Annotated in this window: 10 protein-coding genes; 6 read left to right on the plus strand and 4 right to left on the minus strand. The window is 33.2% G+C overall.

What is annotated here, in order from left to right:
• Positions 1-12: 12 nt before the first annotated feature.
• Both IEV77_RS03985 and IEV77_RS03990 read left to right on the plus strand, forming a co-directional pair.
• On the plus strand, positions 13-2,550 hold the full coding sequence (locus IEV77_RS03985) for a TonB-dependent receptor (protein WP_188462060.1): 2,538 nt from the start codon (positions 13-15) through the stop codon (positions 2,548-2,550).
• A gap of 107 nt (positions 2,551-2,657) precedes the next feature.
• The gene (locus IEV77_RS03990; protein WP_188462062.1) at positions 2,658-3,098 is read left to right on the plus strand and encodes a hypothetical protein; all 441 of its coding nucleotides are present in this window, start codon (positions 2,658-2,660) and stop codon (positions 3,096-3,098) included.
• Positions 3,099-3,180: 82 nt separating this feature from the next.
• Here the strand turns inward: IEV77_RS03990 and IEV77_RS03995 are convergent, their stop codons facing one another.
• Entirely contained in the window at positions 3,181-4,233 is a 1,053-nt protein-coding gene (locus tag IEV77_RS03995; protein WP_188462064.1) for an endonuclease/exonuclease/phosphatase family protein, read from the minus strand.
• 139 nt (positions 4,234-4,372) lie between these two features.
• Here IEV77_RS03995 and IEV77_RS04000 point away from each other — a divergent pair, with 139 nt between their 5' ends.
• From IEV77_RS04000 to IEV77_RS04010, 3 genes are all read left to right on the plus strand, one after another.
• Entirely contained in the window at positions 4,373-7,168 is a 2,796-nt protein-coding gene (locus IEV77_RS04000) for a carboxypeptidase regulatory-like domain-containing protein (protein ID WP_188462066.1), read from the plus strand.
• 38 nt (positions 7,169-7,206) lie between these two features.
• Positions 7,207-8,622 (plus strand): DUF5689 domain-containing protein, encoded by a 1,416-nt coding sequence (locus IEV77_RS04005; RefSeq protein WP_188462068.1) that lies wholly within the window; start codon positions 7,207-7,209, stop codon positions 8,620-8,622.
• A gap of 77 nt (positions 8,623-8,699) precedes the next feature.
• The gene (locus tag IEV77_RS04010; RefSeq protein WP_188462070.1) at positions 8,700-9,077 is read left to right on the plus strand and encodes a hypothetical protein; all 378 of its coding nucleotides are present in this window, start codon (positions 8,700-8,702) and stop codon (positions 9,075-9,077) included.
• A 247-nt stretch (positions 9,078-9,324) separates the two neighbouring features.
• Here the strand turns inward: IEV77_RS04010 and IEV77_RS04015 are convergent, their stop codons facing one another.
• Positions 9,325-10,233: an endonuclease/exonuclease/phosphatase family protein gene (locus IEV77_RS04015; protein WP_188462072.1), complete on the minus strand. Its 909-nt coding sequence runs from the start codon at positions 10,231-10,233 to the stop codon at positions 9,325-9,327.
• Positions 10,234-10,400: 167 nt separating this feature from the next.
• Here IEV77_RS04015 and hflX point away from each other — a divergent pair, with 167 nt between their 5' ends.
• Entirely contained in the window at positions 10,401-11,615 is a 1,215-nt protein-coding gene (hflX, locus tag IEV77_RS04020; protein ID WP_188462080.1) for a GTPase HflX, read from the plus strand.
• Positions 11,616-11,682: 67 nt separating this feature from the next.
• Here the strand turns inward: hflX and IEV77_RS04025 are convergent, their stop codons facing one another.
• Positions 11,683-12,606: a DUF3078 domain-containing protein gene (locus IEV77_RS04025; RefSeq protein ID WP_188462082.1), complete on the minus strand. Its 924-nt coding sequence runs from the start codon at positions 12,604-12,606 to the stop codon at positions 11,683-11,685.
• Between the two features lie 116 nt (positions 12,607-12,722).
• The gene (locus IEV77_RS04030; protein WP_188462084.1) at positions 12,723-13,667 is read right to left on the minus strand and encodes a DUF3078 domain-containing protein; all 945 of its coding nucleotides are present in this window, start codon (positions 13,665-13,667) and stop codon (positions 12,723-12,725) included.
• Positions 13,668-13,674: the final 7 nt, after the last annotated feature.

Consider the following 13,674-nt stretch of genomic DNA (forward strand, 5'->3'; position numbering starts at 1 on the left):
CTTTTTAATACAATGAAAAAAATTACAAGATTATTATTTTTAGCAGGAGCAATATTGTTTTCTGCTTTCTCAATGGCCCAGAATACCATTACAGGTACAATTATGGATTCCGATATGGGTGCGCCACTTCCAGGTGCTAATATCGTTGAAGTAGGAACAACCAATGGGGTGTCTTCAGACTTTAATGGTTACTTTAGTTTGATTACTGAATCTACTGAAGGTGAAATTGAAATCTCTTTCGTAGGTTTCGGAAAAGTATTGGTTAAATTTAGTGGAGACACTAGTTTAGGTGAAGTAACTTTATCTTCTGATAACTCTTTAGAAGAAATTGTAATAATTGGTAGTGGTATTATCGATTTAGCCGAAGATAGAAAAACGCCTGTGGCTGTATCTACTATTTCTGCTAATCAAATTAGAGAAAAAGCAGGTAACTCAGACTTACCAGAAATTTTAAAACAAACGCCTTCTGTGCAAAGTTCACAAGCTGGTGGTTTTGGTGATGGACAAATGTTTTTGCGTGGTTTTACTCAAGTAAATACGGCATTCATGTTAAATGGACAACCAATTAACGGAATGGAAGATGGTAAAATGTACTGGTCTAACTGGTCTGGTGTTTTAGATGTAGCTAACGCTGTTCAAGTACAACGTGGTTTAGGTGCGTCTAAATTAGCAATTTCATCTGTTGGTGGAACTGTAAACATTGTTACAAAAACAATTGATAGAAAAGAAGGTGGTTTTGTACAACAAATGGTAGGAAACGACAACTATATTAAATCTACAGCTTATTATTCTACAGGAGTTAGCGAAAAAGGCTGGTCTTTTGGAGCTTTATTTGGTTACTGGCAAGGTGATGGTTATGTAGATAATACAGATGGTGCAGGACAGACTTATTATATTTCTGTTGGGTACCAACCTAACGAAAGACATGCATTAAACTTTATGTTAACTGGTGCACCACAACAGCATGCGGTAGCAGGAAGTGGTTCAATTCAATCATTTATTGATAATGGAAGAAGATCTAACTCTTGGACATATAGTGGTGTTGATAGTCCAAACACTTTAAATGGAGGTGAGTATCCTGGTGGAAGAAATATTTATCAAAAACCAGTTGCTAACTTAAGTTGGGATTTTACTATTAATGACAAATCTGAGCTTTCAACTGTATTATATGCATCTATGGGTAGAGGTAGTTTTGCTCAGGCAATAACTTCTGATGGAGAAGTTGCTTATGCAAGAGGGTCTAACAATAATCATGATTGGTATGGTTTAGTATCTAACTACAACAACCAATTAACAGAAAACTTAAACTTTAACGTAGGGGCTGATATTCGTTTATATAAAGGATACCACTTTAGAGATGTTAGAGAATTTTTAGCGGTTGATTCTGCAAGTTATAGTTCAGACTATAGTGGTGGAAATACTTATTACTTAACTGAAGCTGGTGGTGTAAACCCTTGGGAAGTATTCTTTAACCCAAACACAGACCATTTACAACGTTTTTATTATGATTATGAAGAGCAAATTAATTATGCAGGTGTCTTTTCTCAGTTAGAGTATTCTAAAGATCAATTGTCTGCATTTTTTCAAGGAGCACTTTCAAATCAATCTCACGTTAGAACAGAGTATTTAAATACGAATGTTGCTGGTCAAGGAGAAGAAGGAGATAAAGTAAATAACATTGGTTATAACCTAAAAGCTGGTGCGGCTTATACAATTACTGATGAAAATAAGGTGTTTGTAAATGCAGGTTATTATTCTCGTCAACCTTTCCATGATACGTTATATAAAGATGATAGAACTAGTAATGAATTATTAGAGCCAGCAGTAGAAAATGAGGAAATTACTGGTTTAGAAGCAGGATACCAATATGGTGGAAAAATGATTCAAGCTAACTTAAACTTATACCATACAACTTGGGGTAATGTTACGCAAACCTTTACAAACGGTCAAGATGGAGCAGATTTCTTAAGCTACCAAACTTTAGGTATCAAGCAAGTACACATGGGTGTTGAATTAGAAGTATTTACTCAGCCATTAGACAATGTAAGAGTTAATGGTTTCCTTTCTTTAGGTAATTGGGAATATAAAGACAATGCAACTCAAAGAACGTTCGATGAAAATGGAACTCAAGTAGGAACTGACGAAAATATTGAAATCGATGGTTTCAGTGTTGGTGGTGCTGCTCAAGTAAATGCTGGAGCTAACGCAAGTTGGGAATTTATTCCAAGATTAAGCGTAGATGCAGCATGGAACTGGTATAACGACATGTATTCTACAGGTTCTTTAGCAGATCCAACAATTGCTATGCCTTCTTACGATTTAGTTGATGCAGGTTTATCTTACAAAATGTTAGTTGGAAAAAACAACAAGAATTCTTTACAATTCCGTGTAAACATCAACAACGTATTTGATGAAGTTTATTTAGAGACTGTAAATGGAAACGAGGCTGTTAATGCTACAGATGGAAACTACAAGGGTGTTAATACTGAAAACACAGGTCGTTTTGGTTACGGTAGAACTTGGAACACAAGTATGCGTTTCAACTTCTAGTAGTCTTAGAAAAACAACATATTATAAAAAACCTCTTCAACTAGAAGAGGTTTTTTTATGCATTTTAATGACTACATTTGTTTAACTAATCATAAAAAATAAATAGTATGTACAACATGGTAAAAATGCTTCATTCTTATTGGGCATATTTAGTGCTTCTAGTTTTAGTAATAGCAGTGGTAAATGCCATTATTAAGAAAGTTGGTAATAAAGAATACGAAGCCAAAGATTTTAGAATTGCATTATTCACTTTAATTGTGTCTCACATTCAATTATTATTAGGCCTAATCCTTTATTTTGTGTCACCAAGATTTAGCTTGTTTAGCGAATCTGGAATGGGTGAAATAATGAAAAGCTCTGTGGATAGATTGTATTTGGTAGAACATCCACTTGTAAATATTATAGCTATCGCTTTAATAACTATTGGGTATTCTAAACATAAAAAGCAATTACTTTCTAGTGGGAAATTTAAAACCATTTCTATTTTTTATACCATAGCTTTAGTTTTGTTTTTATCAAGAATTCCTTGGAGTACTTGGTTGGCTTAAGATTAACATGGACATAAAAAAAAGACTCTTTAATTACAATATGTAATTAAAGAGTCTTTTTTAATTTATACAAACTAGGTAGTTAATCTATTTCTTTAATTAGATAAAGGTACACTGGAAAGTGGTCACTAAAACCATCTGTAAAGCCTCCATCAGCAAAACTACGGAATGGATACCCTTTCCATCTGCCTCTTTTAGTTGTCAAGTAATTGTTATTATAAATCCCAGCTTTGTAGAATCTAAAAGTAGAATAGTCTTTTTCAAGTAAAGGTTGCGTCATCAATATTTGATCGAATAAACTCCAGCTATCTCTATAAGCATTAGAGCCAGATCCCATTTTAAAGAAACCTTCCATTGGGTTGTAGATACCTTTAAAAACAACATCTTCTTTCTCTTTCTCCGCTTTTAAAACTTCTTTGATGCTCGCATTTGTAGGGTTGTCGTTTAAATCGCCCATGATAAATATTTTAGCATAAGGATCTATAGTTTGTAAGGAGTCTACAATTTTTTTACTAAGTTTTGCAGCACCTACACGCTTAGATCTGCTTTTTGCTTCACCACCACTTCTAGAAGGCCAATGGTTAACAATAACATGTATCAATTCACCTTCCAATTTACCAGTTACCAACAACTGGTCTCTAGTGTAAACACGCTGTCTAGTAACATCGTCATAAATTAAAAGCTCATGACTACTAGTAAATAATGGTGTAAATAATTTTTTCTGATAGAATAAACCCACATCTATACCACGTTTGTCTGGAGAGTCGTAATGTATAATACCATAATCCTTGTCAATTAACAATGGGTCGTTGGCAACATCTTCCATAACCTTTCTATTTTCAACTTCTGAAACACCTAGAATAGCTGGAGAGTTATGTGCGACATCTGTTCCAATATCAGCAATAACACGCGCCATATTATGCACTTTCTTGTTATATACTGCTTGGATGTCTCCCTTCATTTCCATAATAGGACTGGCTTCATCATTTTTATTTGGATCATTGATTGTATCAAATAAATTTTCCAAATTATAAAAAGCGACTGTAAGGATTTTAAATTTCTTTTTTTCTTGAGCGTTAACAGATAAAACAGCCGTAAGAAGTAAAGCTGTCCACCAGAATTTCAAATTTTTCATTTACTAGTATGTTATGTTATAGTTATGTTAATACAAATTGTACGTCAAAAGTAGATATTTATTATAAATAATGTAAATTTGCTGGCCTTAATTAATTATTAAATTAATGCAAATTAAATTATTAACTATAAATTCAAGTATGAAAAAACGATTATTTATTTTTCTATTCGGGATTATTTCAACTGTTACAGCAGTCGCTCAAGAAACTGTTGTAAAGGGAAGTGTAACAGAAGCCATTTCTTTTGAACCAATTCCAGGTGTAACAATTGCAGTTGAAGGTACCGTGATAACTGTAGAAACAGATTCCAATGGGGAGTTTCAATTCCTAGAGCAAGTTCCATTAGGAGAACAGGTTTTGAACCTTTCTAGAAGCGGGTATACCTCTAAACGTTATCCTGTTGTAATAAACGAAGGTCAAGTCCTTAATATTACAGATATGACTTTAAGTAAGGATGTTGCTGACGATGCTTTGTTTACTATTACTTTATCAGACGATGAACTAGATAGCGACGATAGCGGTTTGGATAATGTTTCGGGACTTTTACAAGCGTCTCAAGATGTATTACAACGTACTGCTGCTTTCGAGTGGAGTTCTTCTTTCTTTAAAGTAAGAGGTTTAGATTCTGAAAATGGAACTGTTTTAATTAACGGTATCGAAATGAATAAATTGTACGATGGTAGACCGCAATGGAGTGATTGGGGTGGATTAAACGACGTACTTAGAAATCAAGAATTAACAACTGGTTTAGAGCCTTCAAACTATACTTTTGGTGGTATTTTAGGATCTACTAATATGATTGTTAGAGCTTCTAAATACAGAGAAGGTGGACGTGTTACTTACTCTTCTTCTAATAGAAGTTATACTAATAGAGTTATGGCTAGCTACTCGTCTGGATTAATAGATGGCGGATGGGCTTATACCATTATGGCAGGTAGACGTTGGGGTAATGAAGGATACCAAGATGCTACTTTATACGATGCTAATTCCTTTTTTGCTTCTGTAGAAAAAGTAATTAACGAAAAGCATAGCTTGAATTTCACTTCAATCTACACACCTAACCGTAGAGGTAAATCTTCACCAAACACGCAAGAAGTTTACGATTTAAAAGATATTCGATATAATGAATATTGGGGCTATGTAGATGGTGAAAAGAAAAATTCACGTATCAAAGAAGTTGAAGAACCAGTTTTAATGCTTAATCACTATTGGGATATTTCTGATAAGACCAGTTTAAACACAAATGTTGGTTATCAATTTGGTAAAATAGGAAATAGTCGTTTAGATTATGCTGGAGGAGCAAATCCAAGTCCTGCATATTACCAAAACTTACCTAGTTATTCTTTAGCAAGACCATTAGGTCCAGAATACGGACAGGCATATATAGATGAACAGAATTTTATAGATGATGGTCAAATAGATTGGAACCGTATTTTTGATGCCAATCTTACTAATAACATCGCTACAAATGGAGAGGAATATGCGGCTTATGTTTTATACGAAGACAGAAACGACGACAAACTATTTTCAGCAAATACGATCTTTAATACAGAGATTAATGAAAACATCATGCTAAATGCTGGAGTTACTTATAAAGGATATAAATCTGAAAATTTTGGAGAAATTCTTGACATGTTAGGTTCTACAACAGGTTATTTAAACGTAGATTCTTTTGATGGATACCAATATGATATGGAAAATCCAAACAGAGTTTTAGGAGCTGGAGATAAGTATAGATACAATTACAATATTTTATCCGATGTTATTTCTGGTTATGCACAAGCCCAATTTAAATATAATAAAGTAGATTTCTATGTATCGGGTAGTTTAGAAAACACAACCTATCAAAGAGATGGACTTTGGGAAAATGAAGCATACGAAGGTAATTCTGCTGGAAAAAGCGAAAAACTAAATTTTACGGGTATTGGTATTAAAGGTGGAGCAACTTATAAAATTTCCGGAAAGCATTTAATAAATGCAAATGCAGGGTATATTACTCAAGCACCTACCATTAGAAACACGTTCTCAAACTCAAGAGAAAATAATAATATAGTTGATAATATTACTGAAGAAAAAATAACTTCTGCAGATATTAGCTACATTTTTAGATCCTCAATTATAAAAGCAAAGATTACAGGTTTTTATTCTCAAATAGAAGATGCCAACGAAATTTCATTTTACTATGCAGATGGTTTAACAAACATTAATGTTTCTGGTACTGGTGACGTAACCGATTCAAACGACGTAAATATTAATGAGACAACAGCTTTTGTTCAAGAAATATTACAAGGGGTGGACAAACAGAATATTGGAGCAGAATTAGGTATTGAAGCGCAAGTAACACCAACCATTTTATTAAAAGGTGCGGCTTCAGTAGGTCAATATATTTACTCTAACAATCCAAACTTGTATTTAACTTCTTCAAGTTTTGGAAGATCACAAACGTTTACTGCTAATTTAGAAGATTATAAAGTTGCTGGTGGACCACAACAAGCCTATTCTGTTGGATTCGAATATAGAGATCCTAACTATTGGTTTTTTGGAGCTACTGTTAATTTCTTATCAAATACTTACGTAGATATTAGCCCAATAACAAGAACAGAAAATTTCTATCTTGATAGAGATGGTTTACCATTTAATAATTATGATGTCGCTACTGCTCAGGAATTACTTAAGCAAGAAGAATTTGATAGTTATTTTGTTGTAAACCTAACAGGTGGAAAATCTTGGAAAATTGGTGATTACTATATTGGTTTCTTTGCTAGTGTAAATAACTTGTTAGACGAACTTTATAAAACAGGTGGTTTTGAGCAAGGTAGAAATGCTAATTACGAAGAGTTATTGGCAGATAAAAGTCTTGAAACTCCAGTGTTCGGTTCAAAATATTGGTACGGACGTGGAACTACCTATTTTTTAAATGTTAACTTTAGATTCTAAAAAAAGAAAAAGAAAAAATTAATTAAAAATTATTACTCATGAAAACAAATAAATTTTTAAAAATAGTACTAGGACTAATGGTAACTTTCGCCACTGTCTCATGTGTGCAAGACGACGATTATACAGTTCCTACTAGTCAAGGAGATGAAGAAAGTGCGGCACTAGCAAATTTGATAGCAACTGGAATAGAAGTTGATATGGAATATGTTAAGGAATTATACAATTCTAGTCCTGGAATCCCTTTTGAAGTAGAAGATAATATATACGTAATAGGATATGTTTCTTCTAGTGACAAAACAGGAAATTTCTTTAAAGAATTTTTTATGCAAGATAGTCCTAGTAATCCAATGGGAGGATTAAAAGTGGTGCTTGATGAACTAGATTCTTATAATCAATTCAACCAAGGACGCCAAGTTTACATCAGTTTAAAAGGAACATTTATTGGTGAAGAACGTGTAGGAAATGGAATTTATACCATTGGTGGAGGTACAGAATTTGACCAATATGGTGGTACAGTTACAAGACTTAATGTAAATCAAGTTGGAAACAATTTGTTACGTTCTTCAGTTACTGAAGAGATTGTACCTTTAAATGTTACTTTTTCTGAAATTACAGATCAACATGTAGGTGTTTTTGTTCAAGTAGATGGAGTTGAATTTGCGGCGAACTTAAATGGGTTACGTTATTTCGATCCGATTCAAGTGTATGATACGCAAAGAACAATGCAAACTTGTACTGGATTTGGTTATGCTTCATTCTCTCTAGAAACGAGTTCTTTTGCAAACTTTAAAGCAGAATTATTACCAACTGGAAATGGTTCAATTAAAGCTGTTGTTAATAAAACTTTCGATGGTAGTGCTCGTGTGTTAGCATTAAATAATGTATCAGATGTTAATATGAATTCTGATAGATGTACACCTTTAGATTTTAGTGATTTTGAAGTTATATATGAAGAAGATTTTCAATCTGCTGTAGATGGAACAAATTTAGATTTACCAGGTTGGACTAATTTTGCTGAAGCAGGTTCTCGTGTTTGGAGAGAAGAAGCTTTCCAAGGTAACGGTTATGCAGAATTTAGCACCTTTGGTTCTGGTGATGTTTCAAATATTGGATGGTTAGTAACTCCGGGATTTGATATGGATGCACAAGAAAATGAGTTCATAAATTTCACAGCAGCTCAACACCACTTGGACTCTCCTGATAATACTATAGAAGTTTTTGTTTCTACAGATTATGATGGTTCTGATGTGCTAGGAGCAACTTGGGAACCATTAGTAGCTAGTTTTCCTACTCAAGCTAATTCTTGGTATGAGTTTGTAGACTCTGGTTTAATTGATGTGTCTAGTTACTCAGGAACACTTTATGTAGCTTTTAAAGTTACTGGTTCTGGAACAAACGAACAATTAGATGGTGCTTACCAGGTTGATAATTTTGTTATGTTAGCTAGTATGTAATTAATTTTTTAAGACATATTAAAACCTGCTAATTAATAAAATTAGCAGGTTTTTTAATTTTTATTTAATCACAAAATATGACTCTTTTCGATTCTCTATTTTTCAATGTATTTAAGCATTATAAAGATGCTAAAAACAAAAATGCGAACCAGATTGCAACAACATATATTTCTATTTTGCAATGTGCAATCGTATTAGCTTTAGGTGTTTTTTTTGCAGGGTTTTTTAGTCAAACAAATATGGAAACCATGTCTCAAGATAAAGCCTGGGCATTATTTGTTATGGCTTCCATTTTTATATTTTTTAAAAACTGGATTCAATATGCAGGGAAAAAAAGAAAGATCCTGAATGCAAAAATGCTTAAAAAGAAAGCGTCAAATAACTCTATTGTAATGCTTTGGTTGCTTCCAGTAGCTTGCGTTGCATTGGCATTAGTTATTTACCAGGCGATATAATTTTAGTTCTCAGTCACAGTCTCAGTTTTCAGTAGGATTCAGCTCTGAAACAACTTAGCGTCTTTGCGAGTGTTTATTATAGTTTGCAGACACAGACACAGACACAGACACAGTCACAGTCACAGTCACAGTTTACAGGAGTAATCTAGAACATTGATACTTCGCGTCTTCTCACTTTGCAAGAATTAAAATGAAAACTTCTCAGTGGACCTCAGCGTTTCTCTGTGAGTCTCTGTGTAATAACTAGTTATGTTCCCAAAATAACATAAACCGGAAAATGATCGCTATAGCCTCCGTAATATGTTGGACCTTTAAAGGTTCTTTTAGGGGTTCCCTTATGTTTTCCTTCTGTGTTTTTTAGAAATTCGGCATCAAAAATATGGGCTCTTTTAAATGCTATGCTGTTTTTTTCGGGATTGAAAAAAGTTTCAGACAACAGAATTTGATCAAATAAGTGCCATTGTCTGCTATTGTGGATAGAACCTTTACTGAAACTTCTTAAGGGTTCGAAAGGATTTTGTAACTTAAAATCATATACCAAACGTTTCACACTTTTACTAGTAGGATTATCGTTAAAGTCTCCCATAACAATTATTAGAGCTTTTTCATCTTCCTTAATTATGGTAGAGATTATCTCACTTACCTTATTGGAAGCAATCAAACGCTTAGGTTCTGTTAATTTTTCACTTTCTCGTTTGGAAGGCCAATGATTAACTAAGACATGTATCTTAACCTCATTTAAGACCCCTGTAACTAACAAAATATCTCTTTTGTATTCACGATTTCCTAAGTCATCGAATAACTCAATGCTAAAAGCCCTAGAAGATTCTACGTTGAAAATTCTCGTATCATAAAGTAACGCGACATCCATGGCTCGTTCATCCTTAGATTTAAAAAAAACGAAATCATAATGACAATCTTTTAGTAGATCCAATTGGATTAAATCTTGTAAAACAGTTTGGCCTTGGATTTCTGCTAGTCCTATAAGAGTTGGGTGTTGATCAGTTTCTGCCCTTCCTATTTTGGAAATGGTCAAACCAATATTTTTTAATTTTTCAGCATAGCGTTTTTCTGTCCATTTTCTGTCTGTATCTGCATGTGACTTCTTTGGTGCTTCAAAAAAATTTTCAGTATTGTAAAACGCTATGCTGTGCATGTATTTATTTCATTGTTGGATAGAGGAATAAACGGAAAATCTTTCAATTTTGGTATCATTATTGTAAATTAGTGTCAAATGATTTTTAAGAAGTTACTAGTTCAGGTTTTAAAAATATAAAAATTAAAATGCTTACAATTACGTAACTTCGTACTTTATTAATATATATGATAGAAAAAAAAGATATAGAGCTTGAAAGAGCTGTTTTAATAGGTGTTGTAACCAAACAACAAGACGAAGCTAAGTCTAAAGAATATTTGGACGAACTAGAGTTTTTAACATACACAGCAGGAGGAGAAGTTATTAAACGCTTCACTCAGAAAATGGATATGCCTAACCCAAAAACTTTTATTGGAACAGGTAAGATTGAAGATGTTAGAGTTTTTATAAGCGAGAATAATATTGGTACAGCCATTTTTGACGACGAGTTATCCTCTGCTCAAGAACGAAACATCAGTAAAATATTAGAATGTAAAGTTTTAGACAGAACCAATTTAATCTTAGATATTTTTGCTCAAAGAGCTCAAACTAGTTATGCTAGAACACAAGTAGAATTAGCACAATGCGAATACCTATTACCTCGTTTAAGAGGAATGTGGACGCACCTAGAACGCCAAAAAGGTGGAATTGGAATGCGTGGACCTGGGGAAACTGAAATTGAAACAGACAGACGTATTGTTAGAGAAAGAATCACCCTTTTAAAAGAGAAGATAAAGACCATCGACAAACAAATGGCTGTGCAACGTGGTAACCGTGGTAAAATGGTTCGTGTGGCTTTGGTGGGTTATACTAACGTAGGGAAATCTACTTTAATGAATGTGGTAAGTAAAAGCGATGTATTTGCTGAAAATAAACTATTTGCAACCTTAGATACTACGGTTAGAAAAGTGGTTATTCAAAACTTGCCATTCTTATTAAGTGATACCGTAGGGTTTATTAGAAAGTTGCCAACGCAATTGGTAGACAGTTTTAAGAGTACGTTAGACGAAGTTCGTGAAGCCGATTTATTACTACATGTGGTTGATATTTCGCATCCTAATTTTGAACATCATATTGAATCTGTAAATAAAATTTTAGGTGAAATAGGTAGCGCGGACAAACCAACCATTATGGTTTTTAATAAAATTGATGCCTACACGCAAGAGCCATTTGATGAAACAGATTTAATAGCTGAAAGAACTGAAGCAAATTATTCTTTACAAGAATGGAAAAAAACTTGGATGAATCGTGTGGGCGATAACGCCTTGTTTATCTCTGCTTTGAACAAACAAAATTTAGACGAATTTAAAAAACGTATTTATGACGAGGTTAGAGAAATCCATGTCACACGTTTTCCATATAATAACTTTTTGTATCCAGATTATAACGGAGAAGAAGAATAAAAAAAAGCGCCTTTTTGGTTGCTGAGCGTAGCCGAAGTATGGCGCTTTTTTTATATGCTAGTTTTTATTAGAAATTTACATTTAAACCCAACCCAAATACTTCACGCATTTGAAAGCCTTGGTAAGAATTATCATCATAAATGGTTTGGAATGTTAGATTTGTAGAAAATACATCATTTATTTTCATTACAATATTCATGGTGTAATCTATATCCACATTAGTAGGTTTATCTAAATAGTTAGAATAAAGGTTAAGAATGTTTTCCATGGTAATGTTTTTCATAATATCAAACTTATAGTACCCACGGAAATTGAAACCAAATTCATATAAATGGTTCTTTCCTGGAGCAACACCGTAGGTTTCAACATCATTACTTGATTCGTAATATACATTGTCGCTATCAGAATCGTTAATGGTATAAACTTCACTAGTGATAAAAGTGAATTTAGAAGATACAGGAGCAAAGTTGACGTTCAATCTTTTGCTTTTTTTCCATAAAAAACCTGGACCAAAACTCCAGTAAGCTGGTTTAAAAAATCCTGATGTTGGATAATCTTCGTTGTCTCCAACAAAATCATCATTATAATCATAACCATCAGTAAACTGTGTTCTAAAATTCATGTAGAATGAAAAACTCCAATTTTTCTTGTTTAAATTACGACCGATAATGGAGTTAAGTTCCATTCTATCATCTGTTTTTCTCTTACCGTCATCATCATTGATGGTAAGTCCATAACTAGCAAGAATCTTATTATCCCATAACCATGGGCCTTTTACATAATTAATGTCGTAATTAATATTTATGTTGGCGGCAGCATTATTATCTCCTCCTGGTTGCCAATTTAAAAATGCAGATTGGTTAATTAATAGTGTGATTTTACCGTCAAAAGTCCATCCTTCTAACGAATCCTTTACTTTTTTTGAATCCTCCTGTGCATACATTAAGGTTGCACTTATTATTAAGGCAATTGTGAGTAATAATTTTTTCATTATAAATAATATTAATCGGTAATTCTCTAAGGAAGGCCCTTAAATTTGTAGATGTAAAAAGCGTCTTATTAGCTAGGTTAGTAGCCAATAAGACGCTTTTATTGTATGTGGGTTTATTAGAAATTATAACTTAAACCAAATGTAGTATAAACTTGTACTGCATTATCTACATTGTCAAAATCTGGTTGGGTTCCAATTTCTCCTCCATCTTGCCAATTATTATAAGAATAATTAAGAGCTTCTTGCTTGTTATCTCTTAAACCAAGCTCAAATCCAAGTCCAATACCTTTCCAAACGGTATAGCTTAAAGAGTTTATCCAAGTCCAGCTAGAAAGATCTGAGTCTTTATAACTCATAAATGCGGAAAGATTTGAATTAAATTTTAAACCTCCAAAAGAACGGTTGTAATTAGCAACAACTTTAGCACCAAGAGACGATTCGAAAATAGCATCGTTATCAGCAAAAACGAAGTTGTAGTTTAAAGGATGAACTACTACTACTAAATTTTCTACAGGAGTCCAAGTAACACCAACACCAACATCTAAATATCCAGGATCGTTGAAGTTGTTTATTAATGTAGTTCTGTACTCAGCTAAAGTAGAAGCAGCTAAATTTTTAGCTATTTTATAACCAAAAAGAGAAGTTACATTGAAAACATCGCTAGCTTCCCTAAAGCTATCATCATCATTTGGATCATCTTTGTCATCATATTTTACCCAACTTAAGTTAATGATGGCTGTATTGTACCAAAAGTATTTTTCTCTGTCTAATTTTGCATGCGGATTAACGGTAATAGTTACGTTACCTGCAGAGTTGTTTGGAGAACCTTGACTATACCAGTTATTGAAATTAGAGAAACTTGCTCCAATAGTACCAAAAGCACCAAATTTCCAACCTGGGTAAGCATCAATTTGTTTTTGTAAATCATCAACACTAGATTGTAAGGCTTTAATAGAGTCTTTTTTTGCTGTTTGTTCAGATTTTAACTCATCTTTAGTTTGTGAAAATCCTGCTGAAATAGTAAATACTATTAGAAGGATAGAAAGTAATTTTTTATTCATATTAAAA

It is taken from the genome of Xanthomarina arctica (genome assembly GCF_014638915.1).
Classification (GTDB): domain Bacteria; phylum Bacteroidota; class Bacteroidia; order Flavobacteriales; family Flavobacteriaceae; genus Xanthomarina; species Xanthomarina arctica.